Source organism: Rhodocista pekingensis, assembly GCF_042665545.1.
GTDB classification, from domain to species: domain Bacteria; phylum Pseudomonadota; class Alphaproteobacteria; order Azospirillales; family Azospirillaceae; genus Rhodocista; species Rhodocista pekingensis.
On record NZ_JBHTCM010000010.1, the window covers coordinates 244,222 to 259,930 of the forward strand.

General features: G+C 70.0%; 15 protein-coding genes. 10 read left to right on the forward strand and 5 right to left on the reverse strand.

Features of this window, described 5'->3' with window-relative positions; translation table 11 throughout:
• Positions 1–34: 34 nt before the first annotated feature.
• Both uvrB and ACFQPS_RS09385 read right to left on the reverse strand, forming a co-directional pair.
• Complete coding sequence (gene uvrB / locus ACFQPS_RS09380; RefSeq protein WP_417715199.1) at positions 35–2,293, reverse strand: excinuclease ABC subunit UvrB; 2,259 nt, start codon at positions 2,291–2,293, stop codon at positions 35–37.
• An 82-nt stretch (positions 2,294–2,375) separates the two neighbouring features.
• Entirely contained in the window at positions 2,376–3,086 is a 711-nt protein-coding gene (locus tag ACFQPS_RS09385) for a hypothetical protein (RefSeq protein ID WP_377358416.1), read from the reverse strand.
• A 154-nt stretch (positions 3,087–3,240) separates the two neighbouring features.
• Here ACFQPS_RS09385 and ACFQPS_RS09390 point away from each other — a divergent pair, with 154 nt between their 5' ends.
• The 7 genes from ACFQPS_RS09390 (at position 3,241) to ACFQPS_RS09420 (ending at position 10,293) form a co-directional block, all read left to right on the forward strand.
• Complete coding sequence (locus ACFQPS_RS09390) at positions 3,241–4,038, forward strand: SDR family oxidoreductase (RefSeq protein ID WP_377358418.1); 798 nt, start codon at positions 3,241–3,243, stop codon at positions 4,036–4,038.
• Positions 4,039–4,714: 676 nt separating this feature from the next.
• The gene (uvrC, locus tag ACFQPS_RS09395; RefSeq protein WP_377358420.1) at positions 4,715–6,793 is read left to right on the forward strand and encodes an excinuclease ABC subunit UvrC; all 2,079 of its coding nucleotides are present in this window, start codon (positions 4,715–4,717) and stop codon (positions 6,791–6,793) included.
• 109 nt (positions 6,794–6,902) lie between these two features.
• Complete coding sequence (gene pgsA, locus ACFQPS_RS09400) at positions 6,903–7,499, forward strand: CDP-diacylglycerol--glycerol-3-phosphate 3-phosphatidyltransferase (protein ID WP_377358422.1); 597 nt, start codon at positions 6,903–6,905, stop codon at positions 7,497–7,499.
• Positions 7,500–7,734: 235 nt separating this feature from the next.
• Positions 7,735–8,100, forward strand: coding sequence for a hypothetical protein (locus ACFQPS_RS09405; protein ID WP_041785264.1), 366 nt, complete (start codon positions 7,735–7,737; stop codon positions 8,098–8,100).
• Between the two features lie 103 nt (positions 8,101–8,203).
• Positions 8,204–8,455 carry a molybdopterin converting factor subunit 1 gene (moaD, locus tag ACFQPS_RS09410; protein ID WP_012567069.1) on the forward strand — a complete coding sequence of 84 codons (252 nt, stop codon included), beginning with the start codon at positions 8,204–8,206 and terminating at the stop codon, positions 8,453–8,455.
• An 8-nt stretch (positions 8,456–8,463) separates the two neighbouring features.
• On the forward strand, positions 8,464–8,934 hold the full coding sequence (locus ACFQPS_RS09415) for a molybdenum cofactor biosynthesis protein MoaE (protein WP_377358425.1): 471 nt from the start codon (positions 8,464–8,466) through the stop codon (positions 8,932–8,934).
• Positions 8,935–9,033: 99 nt separating this feature from the next.
• Entirely contained in the window at positions 9,034–10,293 is a 1,260-nt protein-coding gene (locus tag ACFQPS_RS09420; protein WP_377358427.1) for a hybrid sensor histidine kinase/response regulator, read from the forward strand.
• 348 nt (positions 10,294–10,641) lie between these two features.
• Here ACFQPS_RS09420 and ACFQPS_RS09425 read toward each other — a convergent pair whose 3' ends face one another.
• Entirely contained in the window at positions 10,642–11,541 is a 900-nt protein-coding gene (locus tag ACFQPS_RS09425; RefSeq protein ID WP_377358428.1) for a branched-chain amino acid aminotransferase, read from the reverse strand.
• An 89-nt stretch (positions 11,542–11,630) separates the two neighbouring features.
• Here ACFQPS_RS09425 and ACFQPS_RS09430 point away from each other — a divergent pair, with 89 nt between their 5' ends.
• From ACFQPS_RS09430 to ACFQPS_RS09440, 3 genes are all read left to right on the forward strand, one after another.
• Positions 11,631–12,131 carry a MarR family winged helix-turn-helix transcriptional regulator gene (locus ACFQPS_RS09430; RefSeq protein WP_012567073.1) on the forward strand — a complete coding sequence of 167 codons (501 nt, stop codon included), beginning with the start codon at positions 11,631–11,633 and terminating at the stop codon, positions 12,129–12,131.
• An 88-nt stretch (positions 12,132–12,219) separates the two neighbouring features.
• Positions 12,220–12,903 carry a response regulator gene (locus tag ACFQPS_RS09435; RefSeq protein ID WP_377358431.1) on the forward strand — a complete coding sequence of 228 codons (684 nt, stop codon included), beginning with the start codon at positions 12,220–12,222 and terminating at the stop codon, positions 12,901–12,903.
• A 12-nt stretch (positions 12,904–12,915) separates the two neighbouring features.
• Positions 12,916–14,340 carry an ATP-binding protein gene (locus tag ACFQPS_RS09440; protein ID WP_377358433.1) on the forward strand — a complete coding sequence of 475 codons (1,425 nt, stop codon included), beginning with the start codon at positions 12,916–12,918 and terminating at the stop codon, positions 14,338–14,340.
• Positions 14,341–14,419: 79 nt separating this feature from the next.
• Here ACFQPS_RS09440 and ACFQPS_RS09445 read toward each other — a convergent pair whose 3' ends face one another.
• Positions 14,420–14,893 carry a phasin family protein gene (locus ACFQPS_RS09445; protein WP_012567076.1) on the reverse strand — a complete coding sequence of 158 codons (474 nt, stop codon included), beginning with the start codon at positions 14,891–14,893 and terminating at the stop codon, positions 14,420–14,422.
• A gap of 116 nt (positions 14,894–15,009) precedes the next feature.
• Positions 15,010–15,636, reverse strand: a complete 627-nt coding sequence (locus ACFQPS_RS09450) for a TetR family transcriptional regulator (protein ID WP_377358435.1) — start codon at positions 15,634–15,636, stop codon at positions 15,010–15,012.
• Positions 15,637–15,709: the final 73 nt, after the last annotated feature.

Below are 15,709 nucleotides of genomic sequence, written 5' to 3' on the forward strand. Positions count from 1 at the left end.
CGGGGCGGCCCGGTGAGAAGGTCCGGCGGGGCGCCTATCGCCGCTTCCGGGTCCGGGTGCCGCCGAACTGGACGCCGCCGACGTCCAGGCCGCCGTCGTCGGTGGCGTGGGCACCCTTGGGCGCGGGCTTGGGAGCCCCCTTGGCGGGAGCCCCCTTGGCGGACTTCGCGTCGCCGCGGCCGCGGCCCGTCGCGGCGGCGTGGTCACCCCGGGCGTGGTCGCCCCGGGCGCTGGCGCGCAGGGCGGTGCTGCCGGGGATGCCGGGGGCGGCGAGGCCGAGGTCGATGGCCTCCAGGCGGCGGATCTCGTCGCGGATCTTCGCCGCCGTCTCGAACTCCAGGTCCGCCGCGGCCGTGCGCATCTTCTTCTCCAGGTCCGCGATGACGGCCTTGATGTCCTTGCCGGCCAGGAGGTTGCCGGCCGCCCCCGTGTCCACCTCCACGCGGTCGCCGCGTTCGTAGACGCTGCCCAGCACGTCGGCGATGTTCTTGCGCACGCTCTCCGGCGTGATGCCGTGCTCGGCATTGTAGGCGAGCTGGCGGGCGCGGCGGCGCGCCGTCTCCTCCAGCGCCGCCTTCATGCTGGCCGTTTCCTTGTCGGCATAGAGGATGGCGCGGCCTTCCAGGTTGCGCGCGGCGCGGCCGATGGTCTGGATCAGCGAGGTGCGGGAGCGCAGATAGCCCTCCTTGTCCGCGTCCAGGATGGCGACGAGGCCGCATTCGGGGATGTCCAGCCCCTCACGCAGCAGGTTGATGCCGATCAGCACGTCGAACACGCCGAGTCGGAGATCGCGGATGATCTCGATGCGCTCCAGCGTCTCCACGTCGGAGTGGATGTAGCGGACCTTGATGCCCGCCTCCATCATGTATTCGGTCAGCGCCTCGGCCATCTTCTTGGTCAGGGTGGTGACCAGCACGCGCAGGCCCTTGGCCACCACCTCGCGCACCTCGGCCATCACGTCGTCCACCTGAGTCTCCGTCGGGCGGACGATCACCTCCGGGTCGACGAGGCCGGTAGGGCGCACCACCTGCTCGACGAAGACGCCGCCGGTGCGCTCCAGCTCCCAGGGTCCGGGGGTGGCGGAGACGAAGACCGTGGGCGGGCGCATGGTGTCCCACTCCTCGAACTTCAGCGGCCGGTTGTCCTTGCAGGAGGGCAGCCGGAAGCCGAAATCCGCGAGCGTGGACTTGCGCATGAAGTCGCCGCGGAACATGCCGCCGATCTGGGGCACCATGACGTGGCTCTCGTCCACGATCAGCAGCGCGTCCTCCGGCAGATACTCGAACAGGGTCGGCGGCGGCTCGCCGGGATTGCGGCCGGAGAGATAGCGGGAATAGTTCTCGATGCCGGCGCAGGAGCCGGTGGCGGCCATCATCTCGATGTCGAAGGTGGTGCGCTGCTCCAGCCGCTGCGCCTCCAGCAGCTTGCCCTCGGCGTAGAACTCCTCCAGCCGCAGCTTCAGGTCGCGCTTGATCTGCTCCACCGCCTGCTGGAGCGTGGGCTTGGGCGTGACGTAGTGGCTGTTGGCGTAGATCCGCACCTCCTTCAGCGCCCCCTGCTTCTCACCGGTCAGGGGGTCGAACTCGTGGATCGCCTCCACCTCGTCCCCGAACAGGGAGAAGCGCCAGGCCCGGTCCTCCATGTGCGCGGGGAACAGCTCCACCGTGTCGCCGCGCACCCGGAAGGTGCCGCGGGAGAAGCCGGCATCGTTGCGGCGGTACTGCAACTCCACGAGCTGCTGGAGGAACTTCTGCCGGTGCAGCGTCTGCCCGACGACGACGTCCACCGTCATCGCCTGATAGGTCTCCACCGAGCCGATGCCGTAGATGCAGGAGACCGAGGCCACGATCACCGCATCGCGCCGCTCCAGCAGGGCGCGGGTGGCGGCATGGCGCATCCGGTCGATCTGCTCGTTGATCGTGGATTCCTTCTCGATATAGGTGTCCGTGCGCGGGACGTAGGCCTCCGGCTGGTAATAGTCGTAGTAGCTGACGAAGTATTCGACCGCGTTGTCGGGGAAGAAGCTCTTCATCTCCCCGTAGAGCTGCGCGGCCAGCGTCTTGTTCGGCGCCAGGATCAGGGTCGGGCGCTGCACCGCCTGGATGACGTGCGCCATGGTGAAGGTCTTGCCCGAGCCGGTGACGCCCAGCAGCACCTGGTCGCGCTCGCCCCGGCGCAGCCCGTCCGTCAGCTCGGCGATGGCGCGGGGCTGGTCGCCCGCCGGGGCGAACTCGCTGACCACCGTCAGGGGCGCGCGCTGCGGCGGGCTCTCGACCCGCGTGCGCCAGGGCATCACGGCGGAACCGGCGGGATCGGAGCCGGCGGCGGCAGAGCCGGCGGTGGGGGCGGTGTCGGGGCGGTCCTGGGGCATGCCCCTAGGATAGGACGCGGCGGCCCGTCGTTCCAGTGCCCGATCCCGTTCTGTTCGCCCCGGCACGCCCGCCGGTGCGGCCGCTGGCCTGGGAGAACGCCTTGGACAGGGTGTCCCAGGCCGCGTCCAGGGCCGGCGAGGCGCCCCCGTCCTCCGCCGCCATGTCGCGGATCGCCTTGGCGAAATCGTCCATGACGCAGGTCCCCTTGGGCGGCCGGGGGCCGAGGTCGGCGCTGCGCGGGAACACCGTCAGCACCCGGATGCGGACCAGCGGGAAGCGGCCACGGATCGCCTGGATCAGGGGATGCAGCCTGACCACCGGATTGGGGAAGCTGCCGACCTTGCCCCCCGGCGCGACATAGCGCCAGAGGCCGGACCCGGCATTGGCCTTCACCGGCCCGACCACGTCGTGCGGGCCGGAATGGACCAGCAGCACCGAAGCCGGCAGCCGCAGCACATGGTCCACCTTCAGCACCTTGCCATGCCCGTCATGGATGCGGACATCGTGGATCGCCTCGAAGGGCAGCTCGTCCAGCACGATGCGGCGCTTGTAGAGGTCGGCGTCGTACTGCCGCGCCGACGGCATCCGGCGCCGCCGCGAGACCAGCGCCAGCAGCAGCACCAGGACGAGCACGGCCAGCACCAGCGCCAGGGCGCCGGCTGCGACCAGTTCGCCGGGCGTCAGGCCCGTCTGTTGCGGAAGCGCGGAGAGCATGGGGCTTGCTTAGCCCTTTTGCCGTCCCCTGTCACCTTTGCGGGGTCCCCTCCGCCGCGCATGCCATATCGCCGCTGCCACGCGCCCGGCCGTGGCGTTACGCTGCCGGGCGACAGGGGTACGGATCGCAGGTGGGGGAGCGACGATGCCGGTGATGGCGAAGAAGGCGGTGCTGGTGACGGGGGCGGCGAAGGGCGTGGGAGCCGCCATCGCAGAGGATCTGGGGACCCACGGCTGGACCGTGGGCGTCCACTACTTCACCCAGAAGGATCTGGCCGACCAGGTGGTCGCCAACATCCGCCGCAACGGCGGCACGGCCCACGCGCTCCAGGCCAATCTGGCGAGCGAGGCCGACACGGCGGAGCTGATCCCGCAGGCCTGCCAGACGCTGGGAGCGCTGACCCTGCTGGTCAACGCCGCCTCCGTCTTCGAGGACGATACGGCCATGACCGCCACCCGGCGCTGCTGGGACCGGCACATGGAGACGAACCTGCGGGCGCCGTTCGTGCTGATCCAGCACTTCGCCCGGCAGCTTCCCGAGAGCGAGAGCGGCTGTGTCATCAACGTGCTGGACCAGCGCGTGCTGAACCTGACGCCGCACTATCTGAGCTACACCGTGTCGAAGGCCGGGCTGTGGACCCTGACCCGCACGCTGGCGCTGGCGCTGGCCCCGCGCATCCGGGTCAACGGCATCGGCCCGGGGCAGGAGTTCCGCCCGGCGCGGGAAGCCGACGCCAAGGGCGCCACCCCGGCCGCGGCAACGCCGCCGCTGGACCCCGACGAACATGCCCGCAGCCTGCCGCTGCGCCGGCGCGTGGGCGTGGAGGAGGTCTGCCGCGCCATCCATTTCATCCTGGAGACACCGTCCCTGACCGGCCAGATGCTGGCGCTGGATTCCGGCGAGCACATGGGCTGGGCGCTGCCGACCTCGGTCCTGCCGGGCGGGTCGTGAGCCCGGTCCGGGGAAGCGGACACAGGGTCGCGGACGGGCGCAGGGACGGAGGCAGCGACGGAGGCAGGAAACGGGCATCCGCCCGAGGACTCCGGTCTGCGGTGCCGTCCCGGCACCCGGCGGGGAGAACCTGCATATCCGCGTGAAAGGGCGGGGCCAAGCCCTTGGCGCCGCTCTTGAGGTGGGGGGCGGCGGTGGTCCTGACCCAAGGATGGTTCGGTCCCTGAAATAAAGGAAGCCGAAGTTTTGCACACCCCCCGCCTGGGCCGTACCCCCCTGCCTGTCAAGCCGAAAAATCCGCCATGTGACGGGACAGTGACCCCTTGACTTGAAAAATTGTCAATGAAATCAAGGCTGTCATATTTCCTGCCCAAGAATTGGGCAGGGACGTGAAAGCCGCGGGGCGCTTAGGGTCCCACAGCACAGACCAGGGCTTATCCGCAGAGTTATCCACAGGAATCGTGGATGACTTCCCGACTACCCCTCTCCGAAGGGTGGGGCCGGACGATTCGACCGTCCGCCCCGGCCGTGGCGGGCGGGCTGCGGATCGGCGGCATCCCCGTGCCCCCCAGATGCGCTCCGGGAAGCGTTCCGGGAGCCGCCCCGTGGGTACTCCGGGGGCGGCATGCCGGGGTTGCCCGTCACCCGCGTTGACCGCCGCGGCGGGATCGGCCACATGAGCGGCATGCACCCCGACGAGACGCCTCCCCCGCAGGACGCGGAAACCCTGCCGCCTGTGAATGCCCCGGCGGTGGACAGTCCTGTCCGCCCCGCCCCTGGTGGGCCGGAGGGCGGGCCGGAGGAAGGGCCGACGGAAACCGGGAGCCCCGCGGAGAGCGGAGGAGAGGGCGCCGGGGGAACCGCCCCCGCCGAGGCGCGCCCGGGACGGCGGCGGCGCGGCAGCGTGGCGGACCTGGCCCGGGGGGTGGAGACGATCAAGGGCTATCTGCGCACCCTGCCCGACCGGCCCGGCGTCTACCGCATGCTGAGCGCCGAGGGTGACGTGCTCTATGTCGGCAAGGCGCGGAACCTGAAGCGGCGCGTCACCAACTACACCCAGGTCGCCAAGCTGCCCGTGCGCCTGCAACGGATGGTGGCCGAGACGGTCACCATGGAGTTCGTCACCACCCACACCGAGGTGGAGGCGCTGCTGCTGGAGTCGAACCTGATCAAGCGGCTGATGCCGCGCTACAACGTGCTGCTGCGGGACGACAAGAGCTTCCCGCACATCCTGATCACGGGCGATCACCCCTTCCCCCAGCTCACCAAGCACCGCGGCGCCCGCGACCGCGCCGGCAGCTATTACGGGCCCTTCGCCAGCGCCGGGGCGGTGAACCGGGTGATGACGGCGCTGCAACGCGCCTTCCAGATCCGCACCTGCGCCGACACGGTGTTCGCCAGCCGGACACGGCCCTGCCTCCAGTTCCAGATCAAGCGCTGCACCGCACCCTGCGTCGGCCGCGTCGGCGAGGCCGGCTACGCCGCCCAGGTGGCCGAGGCGAAATCCTTCCTGTCGGGCCGCAGCTCCGAGGTGCAGGCCCGGCTGGCCCAGGCCATGCAGGACGCGGCCGAGTCCCTGGAGTTCGAGACGGCGGCCAAGCTGCGCGACCGCATCCGCGCCCTGACCGCGATCCAGGCGCACCAGGACATCAATGTCGAAGGCGTGGAGGATGCCGACGTGATCGCCGCGCACCAGGACGGCGGCGTCACCTGCATCCAGGTCTTCTTCTTCCGCGGCGGCCGCAACTACGGCAACCGCGCCTATTTCCCCAGCCACGACAAGGCCCAGGACACGCCCGAGGTGCTCTCCGCCTTCGTCGCCCAGTTCTATGAGAACAAGGCCGCCCCGGAGCTGGTGCTGGTCAGCGAGGACCTGCCCGAGCACGCGCTGTTGCAGGAGGCGCTGTCGGTGCGCGCCGGGCACAGGGTGGCGCTGGTGGCCCCGAAGCGCGGCGACAAGCGCCGCGTGGTGGACCATGCCCTGACCAACGCGCGGGAGGCGCACGGCCGCCGGCTGGCCGAGAGCGGCAGTCAGGCGAAGCTGCTGGCCGGGGTGGCCGAGGTCTTCGGTCTGGCGGAACCGCCGCAGCGGATCGAGGTCTACGACAACTCCCATATCCAGGGCACCAACGCCGTGGGCGGCATGATCGTGGCCGGCCCCGAGGGCTTCCTGAAGTCCGCCTACCGCAAGTTCAACATCAAGGACCCGACCGCCGCCGGCGACGACTACGCCATGATGCGGGAGGTGCTGACCCGGCGCTTCGAGCGGGCCCTGAAGGAGGACCCGGAGCGCACGGGCGGCACCTGGCCCGACCTGCTGCTGATCGACGGCGGCGAGGGCCAGCTTGCCGTGGCGCTGGAGGTGCTGGCCGAGCTGGGCATCGACGACGTGCCGCTGGCCGGCATCGCCAAGGGACCGGACCGCGACGCCGGCCGCGAGCGCTTCTTCCTGCCCGGCCGTCCGCCCTTCGGACTCGATCCGAAGAGCCCCGTCCTCTACTACCTCCAGCGTCTGCGCGACGAGGCGCACCGCTTCGCCATCGGCACCCACCGGGCGCGGCGGGAGAAGGCGCTGGGCGCCAGCCCGCTGGACGAGATCGCCGGCATCGGGCCGCGGCGCAAGAAGGCGCTGCTGCACCATTTCGGCTCCGCCCGCGCCGTCTCCCGCGCCGGATTGCAGGACCTCGCCAGCGTCGAGGGGATCAGCGAGGCGGTGGCCAGAATCATCTATGACCACTTCCATCCGGACGGCTAGGATGGGCCCGGCCCGGAACCGGGCCAGGGAACCGGACGCGGCTGCGCCCGGTTCCGCCAGCAGCCGGGGCGACCCGGTCTGCCATGGACCGCGAAGTGTTTGGACGCCGATGCTGACCAGCCTGCCCAACATCCTGACCCTGTCCCGGATCGTCGTCATTCCGGTGATCGTGGCGCTGTTCTTCGTGCCGGGGCCGTCGGCCGCCTACACCGCCTGCGCCCTGTTCGCGGCGGCCGGCATCACCGACTGGTTCGACGGTTACCTGGCCCGCGCCTGGCGGGAGGAGAGCGTCATCGGCAAGTTCCTGGACCCGATCGCCGACAAGCTGCTGGTCGCCGCCGTGCTGATGATGCTGGTGGCGGTGGACAAGGTGGCCGGCTGGGCCGTGATCGCCGCCGTCGTCATCCTGCTGCGCGAGGTCATGGTGTCGGGCCTGCGCGAATTCCTGGCCGGGTTGCAGGTGGGCGTGCCGGTCAGCCGGCTGGCGAAGTGGAAGACCGGCATCCAGATGGGGGCCATCGGCGTGCTGATCGTCGGCGACGACGGTCCCGGCTGGCTGCCCACCACCCTGATCGGCGAGGCCGGTCTGTGGGTCGCCGCCCTGCTGACCCTGGTCACCGGCTGGGACTATCTGCGCGCCGGCCTGCGCCACATGCTGGCGCCCTTGCCGGAAAAGCCGCCGCGGGCGACCGAGGCGCGGACCTGAGGCCGGGCCGACGTCGGGGCCGGCGCGGCACAGATCCCGACAAGCGCACCCCCCATACAAGATAAAACCAGAGCAAACCAGGACACCGGGGCATCAGAACATCGGAAGAGAAGATTTCAGGGGCGTTTCTTGTATGCGGTGACGCCGCCTGGACTGCATCTCGACATTGACATCAATAATGGGTAATTCTTTTGTCGTGCCGCCGGACGGTCGGCGGCCTGACGATGAGGATTCCATGATCCGTCGCGCGCTTGCTGCAAGTGTCCTGGTCCCCGTCCTTCTTGCCGGGGCCGCCCTGGCCGACGGCCGGCAGGATTTCACCCTGGTCAACAAGACCGGCTACACGATCTCCGAAGTCTATGTCTCCTCGGCCAAGACGGACGACTGGGAGGAGGACGTAATGGGCCGCGACGTCCTGGAGGACGGCGACCGCGTCCAGATCTCCTTTCCCTACAAGGAGAAGTCGTGCAAGTGGGACCTCAAAGTCGTCTATGACGATGGCGAGGAGGCCGTCTGGAACGGCTTCGACCTGTGCCGGACCTCGGTGATCCGCATCCGCTACAACCGCAATGACGGCAGCACCTGGGCCGAGTACGAGTGACGGCCGGGGCTGACGCCCTCCCCGCCGGTCCGCCGCCGCTTCCGGGCTTCCGTCGTCGGACGGGTGCGCTATGTATGGGGGCGAGACCGCGGGGAGGATTACTGTGAAGCTGCTCTATTTCGCCTGGCTGCGCACCAAGGTCGGCCTGTCCGAAGAGACGGTGGAGCCACCGCCCGGGGTGACGGACGTGGCCGGCCTGATCGACTGGCTGAAGGGGCGCGGTCCTGGCTATGCCGATGCGCTGGCCAATCTGGCCGTCGTGAAGGTGGCCGTGAACCAGGAATACGTCCCCTTCGAGCATCCGGTCCGGCCGGGGGACGAGGTGGCGCTGTTCCCGCCGGTCACCGGCGGCTGAGGCCCCCCGTGACGGTGCGCGTGCAGGCGGAGGATTTCGACGTCGGCGCCGAGCTGGCGGCCCTGACCCGCGGCAATCCGCGGATCGGCGGGCTGGCCTGCTTCGTCGGGCTGGTGCGCGACCTGCATCCCGGCGCCGCGGACGATGATGCGGACGCCGCCGCCGTCCGGGCCCTGACCCTGGAACACTATCCCGGCATGACGGAGCGCCAGATCGCCGCCATCGCGGCCGAGGCACGGGCGCGCTGGCCGCTGGAGTCGGTGCTGGTGATCCACCGCCACGGCCGGCTGGAGCCGGGCGACCGCATCGTGCTGGTGGCCTGTGCCAGCGCCCACCGCGATGCCGCCTTCACCGCCTGCCAGTTCCTGATGGACTGGCTGAAGACCCGCGCCCCCTTCTGGAAGCGGGAGGAGACGGCGGGGGGTGACCACTGGGTGGAGGCCCGGGTCGAGGATGAGGCCGCGGCCCGAAGGTGGTAGTCCATCCGGCAGCGGCACAGCCGTGCGAAAGTATCCGGAGACAGGGACCCTTAGATAGCGATAGGATCGCCGCCGGTTTGTGAGAGCGATCAAGAAAGTATGACCCAGGGACAGCGGACCTGTACCATCCTGGTCGTCGATGACAGCCGGACCCATCTCGCCCAGCTTTCCGACATGCTGCGCCAGGACGGCTATACCGCCGTCCACGCGGTCCGCGACCCGCGCACGGCTGTTGCGGAATGCCGCGAGCACAAGCCGGATGTCATCCTGCTCGACTATGTGATGCCGCACCTGGACGGGTTGCAGGTGATGGACGCGCTCCAGGCCGCCCGGCTGGAGGTGGAGCCCGCGGTCATCCTGGTCACCGGCCATTCCGACCGGAATCTGCGGCTGGAAGCCCTGCGCCGCGGCGCCCGCGACTTCATCGGCCGCCCCTTCGACCCGCACGAGCTGCTGGCCCGCCTCGCCAACGTGGCCCAGGCGCAGTTCCTGCAACGCCAGCTCCGGCACCAGAACGTGATCCTGGAGAGCATGGTCAAGGAGAGCACCCAGCGCCTGTCGGAGGTGATGGAGGTGCTGCGCCATGCCGAGCGGCAACTGGCCGAACAGCTTGAACATTCGCGCGAGGAGAGCCGGCGCAAGAGCGAGTTCCTGGCGAACGCGACGCATGAGCTGCGCACGCCCCTGAACGCCATTCTGGGCTTCTCCGACCTGCTGGTGGCGGAGGCCTACGGCCCGCTGGGCGACCCGCACTATGCCGAGTATGCCCACGACATCCACACCGCGGCCGAGCACCTGCTGGCGCTGGTGGAAGGCACCATGGATCTGGCCAAGGCGGAATCCGGCCAGGACGAGATCGAGCTGCGGGACATCGACATCGGCCGCACGGTGCAGGACAGCATCCGCCTGCTGCGCCAGCTTGCCGAGATCGGCGGCGTCTCCCTCTGCGTGAGCGTGCCGGAAGCGCCGCTGCGGCTGCGCAGCGACCCGGAGAAGATCAGGCAGATCGTCCTGAACCTCGCCTCCAACGCCATCAAGTTCACGCCCAAGGGCGGCAGCGTGACCGTGGATGTCAGCGCCGACCGCGACGGCGGGGCCTGCATCCTGGTGATCCGCGACACCGGCATCGGCATCGCGCCGCAGGACCTCGCCACCGCCCTGCGCCCGTTCGGCCAGGTGCGCAGCCCCGACCGCCCGCATCCCAAGGGCACCGGGCTGGGGCTGCCGCTGACCCGGCGCTTCGTGGAGATGCTGGGCGGTTCGATGGCGATCGACAGCCGCCCCGGCCACGGCACCGTCGTCACCGTGCGCCTGCCCGCCCTGACCGAGGCCCCCGCCGAACATCTGGCCGCAGGCTGACGCCCCGGAGCCCGCAGCCGTTATCCGTGTTTCCGGCGCGACCGGCCCGCGGCTGATGTCGACGGACACGGATGGCGCGGATCACCACGGATGACACGGATCGGAACGGCACCCGTCGGTACTTTCCGGAGCCCCCCGGCGAGCCGGGCAGGCGGACGGTCACCGGCGCCTGCGGCGCCCGGACCCTTCATCCGTGTTCATCCGGACAATCCGTGTTCATCCGTGTTTCCGGCGCGACAAGCCCGCGGCAGGCGCCGACGGACACGGATGGCGCGGCCGGAGGACGCGGATCGCCGCCCCTCCCCCGCCGTGGGCGGCGGGAGACGGGCGGGACCGGGTCGGGCGGCGTTACTCGGCCGCGGCGGCGTCCGCGAGGCGGCCGTTCACCAGCGCGTCGTAGTCCAGCATCAGGGCCTTCGTGACCTCGCCCGGGGTGTAGGTGATGTCCCCGATGCGGCCGACGGCGGTGACCTCGGCGGCGGTGCCGGTGAGGAAGACCTCGGTGAAGTCCTTCAACTCGTCGGCGCCGATCGCCCGCTCCACCACCGTGTAGCCGCGCCGGCGGGCGAGGCCGATGACGGTGCGGCGGGTGATGCCGTCGAGGAAGCAGTCCGGCGTCGGGGTATGGATCGCGCCATCCTTGACCAGGAAGATGTTGGCGCCCGTCGCCTCCGCGACGAGGCCGCGGTAGTCCAGCATCAGCGCGTCCTGGAAGCCGTCATTCTCGGCCGCATGCTTGGACATGGTGCAGATCATGTAGAGGCCGGCCGCCTTGCTGGCCGTGGGCGCGGTGTCGGGCGCCGGCCGCCGCCACTTGGAGATCTGGAGCGAGATGCCCTTCATCCGCAATTCGGGCGAGAAATAGCTGGGCCATTCCCACGCGGCGATGGCGAGGTGGATCTTGTTCGCCTGGGCGGAGACGCCCATCATCTCGCTGCCGCGCCAGGCGACCGGCCGGACATAACCGTTGACCATGCCCGCGGCCTTGACGACGTCGTTCGTCGCCTTCTCGATCTCCGCCGCGCTGAAGGGAATGCGGAAACCGAGGATTTCCGCCGACCTGACCAGCCGCTCCGAATGCTCGGCCAGCTTGAAGACCTTGCCGTTGTAAACCCGCTCCCCTTCGAATACACAACTTGCATAATGCAGGCCGTGCGTCAGGACGTGGATCTTGGCATCGCGCCACGGCACCATCTCGCCGTCGAACCAGATAACGCCGTCGCGGTCGTGGAAGGGGATGATGGACATCGCAGGTCGGTTCCTCATGGCTTACGCCCGGGTCAGAATGTGTCCGGGTGGACAGCTCGGACGTTACGATCTTTCAGAAAAAAGTCAACATGGCTGACATAAAAACCGGCGCCAACCCCCTCTTCCTCCGCGAGGAGGAACTGCGGCAGGGGATCGAGCTGCTGTTCTACGCCTATCGCGACTTTACCGCCGAACCCGACGCGATGCTTGAGAAAATCGGTCTGGGACGGGCGCACCACAGGGTCGTCTATTTCGTGGGACGCTATCCCCAGATCACGATCACAGAGCTGCTATCGATTTTGCGCATCACCAAGCAGAGCCTCAGCCGGGTGCTGAACGACCTGATCGGGCAGGAGTACATCGAGCAGCGCACCGGCACCCGCGACCGCCGCCAGCGCCTGCTGACCCTGACCGCCAAGGGCGAGGCGTTGGAGCGCGAACTGTCCGACGCCCAGCGCGCCCGCATCGCCCGCGCCTACCGCGCCGCCGGGGCCGAGGCGGTGGAGGGTTTCCGCACCGTCATGCTGGGCATCATGGACGAGGACGACCGCGCCAAGTTCCCCGCCCGCGGCCCTGCCCCGAAACGCTGACCCCCGACGCCGGCCCCCTTCCCTCCCCGCAGATCCAGTCCGGTCGGCGGGGGATGCCGCGGGGCCGGGAGCGCGGTATGATCCCGCCATGACCGAGGAAACCCCGCACATCCTGGTGGTGGACGACGACACCCGCCTGCGTGAGGCGCTGAAGCGCTACCTGTCGCAGCATGGCTTCCTGGTGACCACGGCGGCGGACGCGGCCGAGGCACGGGCGCGGCTGGAGGGGCTGTGCTTCGACCTGATCGTGCTGGACGTGATGATGCCCGGCGAGAACGGGCTGGACCTGACCCGCAGCCTGCGCCGCACGGGCGGCGTGCCGATCCTGCTGCTGACGGCCCGCGGCCAGCCCGACGACCGCATCGCCGGGCTGGAGGCCGGGGCCGACGACTACCTGCCCAAGCCGTTCGAACCGCGCGAGCTGCTGCTGCGCATCCAGTCGATCCTGCGCCGGCTGGCGAAACCGGCCGCCGCCCCGGCGGAGATCCGCCTGGGCCGCTGGGCGTTCGACCCGCAGCGGGAGGAACTGCGCGCCGGCGAGGAGACCGTGCGCCTGACCCCCGCCGAGGCGGGCCTGCTGAAGACCCTGGCGACGGCACCGGGCGAGGTGTTCAGCCGGGAGGAACTGGTGGACCGCGTGGGCATGGAGTGCAACGCCCGCACCATCGACGTGCAGGTCACGCGCCTGCGCCGCAAGCTGGAGGACGACCCCCGCCTGCCCCGCTATCTTCAGACGGTGCGCGGCGAGGGCTATGTCCTGCGGCCCGACTGAGCGGAGCCGGAGATGACCGCCCCCGGACTGCTGTCCCGCCCCTTGGCCGTCTGGCGCCGGCGGCCCCGGCCCTTCGCCTGGGTGAAGCGGTTCCTGCCGCGGACCCTGTTCGGCCGGTCGCTGCTGATCATCACCACGCCGGTGGTGCTGGCGCAGGTCATCGCCACCTTCGTCTTCTACGACCGGCACTGGGAGACCATGACCAACCGTCTGGCCTTCGCCGTCGCCGGCGAGATCGCCATGATCGTGGAGGAACTGCACGAGGACCGCAGCGAGGAGGAACGCGCCAGCACCATGGCGCGGGCCGCGGGCGCCGTGGACCTGTTCGTGAGCTGGCTGCCGGGGGAGACCCTGCCCCCCGACCGGCAGAAGGTGCGCGGCATCCTGAAGAAGACCCTGGGCCGCGCCCTGGACGAGCGGGTCCGGCGGCCCTGGCGGATCGATTCCACCGTGGCGCACGAGTGGATCGAGATCCGCATCCAGATGGACGAGGGCGTGCTCTCGGTGATGAGCCCGGAGCGCCGCCTGTTCAGCTTCACCAGCTATCTCTTCATCATGTGGATGATCGGCAGCTCGGTGGTGCTGTTCGCCATCGCCATCGTCTTCATGCGCAACCAGATCCGTCCGATCCGGCGGCTGGCCGTGGTGGCTGACGCCTTCGGCAAGGGCCGCGACGCGCCCGGCTTCAAGCCGGAGGGCGCGCTGGAGGTGCGGCAGGCAGCGGCGGCCTTCCTGCTGATGCGCGAGCGCATCCAGCGCATGATCAGCCAGCGCACGGAGATGCTGGCCGGGGTCAGCCACGACCTGCGCACGCCGCTGACCCGGATGAAGCTGGAACTGGCCATGCTGCCCGACCTGCCGGAGGTCGCGGAGCTGCGCCAGGACGTGGCCGACATGGAGACGATGATCGAGGGCTATCTGGCCTTCGCCCGTGGCGAAGGGGCGGAAGCGCCGCAGCCGGTGGATATCGCCCGGCTGCTGGAGGCGGTGGCGGCGAACGCCCGGCGCGAGGGCGCCACCGTCACCCTGGAGCTGCCGGCGGAGGCGGCCGGCGAGGACGAGGGTAAGGATGGAGGCGAGGACGGGGAGGCCGGCGGCATCATCCTTCCGATCCGCCCGAACGCCTTCAAGCGCTGCCTTGCCAATCTGGTGGGGAATGCGCGCCGCTACGGCAGCCACGTCTGGATCGGGCTGCGCCGCGACGCCACGGCGGTGGAGATCGTCATCGACGATGACGGCCCCGGCATCCCGCCGGACCGCCGCGAGGAGGTGTTCCGCCCCTTCACCCGGCTGGAACCGTCGCGCAATGTCGAAACCGGGGGCGTGGGGCTGGGCATGACCATCGCCCGCGACGTGGCCCGCCGGCACGGCGGCGACGTGGTGCTGGGCGACAGCCCGCACGGGGGCCTGCGCGCCATCGTCCGGCTGCCGGTCTGACCCGGCTGCCGGTCCGGGAGGAAGGCCGGGAGGGGCCGGGCGGAGCCGGTCGGCCCCGCGCCGGCACCCGCGGGCCGGCCTACTTCTTCGGCTGCGTCTTGCTGACGGCGACCTTCAGCTCCTCCAGGCTTTCCTTGACCCGGTTGGAGAGGACCTCGGCCGCCTCGGTGTTCGACTTGGCGACCATCTCGGCCATTTCCTTCATGTTGGTGAGCGCCTTCTCGAAGGCGGCCTTCACCAGCTCGGTCTGCTTGGCGACCTTCTCCTCCGGCGTGCCGGCGGCCATCATGTCGGAGACGCTGGAGGACGCCTCCTCCATCGACTGGCGCAGGATCTCCACCTGCCGGCGCATCACCGCCTGCAACCCCTCGAAGGCGAGCTGGTTGGCGGCGGTCAGCGCCTCGATGTTCTTGCGCTGGGCCTGCATCATCTGGTCGAGATCGACGCCGGGGACCTTGAAGTCGCCCATCATCTTCGTCACGTCCATGAACTTCGCCGGGTCCATGAACTTGGACATGTCGAAGTCGAAGAAGGGATTCTTGGAAGCCGCCATGGATTCGTTCCCCCACGTCCGGGTTGCGCCGCACTGCAACAAAGTCGCGTCGAAGACTGCCTGCTGCCGCTTTCTTAGTCAATCTTTTTGTTGCACTGCACAAAATCGCATGCACTTCAGGGGGCTGGCGCCTCGGTCGCGGTAGCCCGCCGACGCGGCCGGGAGACGCTGTTCCAGACCTCCTCCGCCCGGCGCAGATTGGCGTCGAGCGCCGCCATGGTGCGGGCAAGGTCGGGGCTGTCATCCTCGAACCAGACGCGCAGGGTCGCCAGCCAGACGGCGGCGAGCCCGCGCGCCTTCAGCATGCCGGCCAGCCCACCGCCGGGCAGCCCGGCGGCCTCCAGCATCCAGGCCATGGAACGGGGAAGCTGCGGCGCCACGCAGAGCGCCGCCGACGGGTCACCGCGCAGTTCCCGCCAGACGACGCGCAGCCCGGCCCGGTAGGGCTCCAGGGCATCGAAGCGCCGCATCAGCACGTCGAACACCCGGTCGTGCGGCCGTTCCCCCATGTCGGGCGCAGGACCGGCCAGCACGGCCGCGTCGGCCTGCCGCGCGATCCCCCGCAGGAGGGCCAGCTTGCCGGGGAAATGACGGTAGAGGTCGGCCAGCGACGTCTCCGCCGCCCCTGCGATCTCCGCAAGCGTGAGGTCGCGCCAGCCCTTCTCCGCCGCCAGGGTCATGGCCGCGGCGATCAGGCGCCGCTCCGCCTCGGCCTTCCTGTCCGGGTCCGACTTCCTGCTCATGCCGTCTCCGTTCCTGCTGTCTTCGGCCCTTGCCGTCTTCGCTCCCTGCGTCCCTGCCGCGCCAGCGGAAGCG

Excerpts from the sequence above, each read along its gene's own strand:
- uvrB (WP_417715199.1), bottom strand. The coding sequence starts at position 2,293 with ATGCCCTGGCGCACGCGGGTCGAGAGCCCGCCGCAGCGCGCGCCCCTG.
- ACFQPS_RS09385 (WP_377358416.1), bottom strand. The coding sequence starts at position 3,086 with ATGCTCTCCGCGCTTCCGCAACAGACGGGCCTGACGCCCGGCGAACTG.
- ACFQPS_RS09390 (WP_377358418.1), top strand. The coding sequence starts at position 3,241 with ATGGCGAAGAAGGCGGTGCTGGTGACGGGGGCGGCGAAGGGCGTGGGA.
- uvrC (WP_377358420.1), top strand. The coding sequence starts at position 4,715 with ATGAGCGGCATGCACCCCGACGAGACGCCTCCCCCGCAGGACGCGGAA.
- pgsA (WP_377358422.1), top strand. The coding sequence starts at position 6,903 with ATGCTGACCAGCCTGCCCAACATCCTGACCCTGTCCCGGATCGTCGTC.
- ACFQPS_RS09405 (WP_041785264.1), top strand. The coding sequence starts at position 7,735 with ATGATCCGTCGCGCGCTTGCTGCAAGTGTCCTGGTCCCCGTCCTTCTT.
- ACFQPS_RS09420 (WP_377358427.1), top strand. The coding sequence starts at position 9,034 with ATGACCCAGGGACAGCGGACCTGTACCATCCTGGTCGTCGATGACAGC.
- ACFQPS_RS09425 (WP_377358428.1), bottom strand. The coding sequence starts at position 11,541 with ATGTCCATCATCCCCTTCCACGACCGCGACGGCGTTATCTGGTTCGAC.
- ACFQPS_RS09430 (WP_012567073.1), top strand. The coding sequence starts at position 11,631 with ATGGCTGACATAAAAACCGGCGCCAACCCCCTCTTCCTCCGCGAGGAG.
- ACFQPS_RS09435 (WP_377358431.1), top strand. The coding sequence starts at position 12,220 with ATGACCGAGGAAACCCCGCACATCCTGGTGGTGGACGACGACACCCGC.
- ACFQPS_RS09440 (WP_377358433.1), top strand. The coding sequence starts at position 12,916 with ATGACCGCCCCCGGACTGCTGTCCCGCCCCTTGGCCGTCTGGCGCCGG.
- ACFQPS_RS09445 (WP_012567076.1), bottom strand. The coding sequence starts at position 14,893 with ATGGCGGCTTCCAAGAATCCCTTCTTCGACTTCGACATGTCCAAGTTC.
- ACFQPS_RS09450 (WP_377358435.1), bottom strand. The coding sequence starts at position 15,636 with ATGAGCAGGAAGTCGGACCCGGACAGGAAGGCCGAGGCGGAGCGGCGC.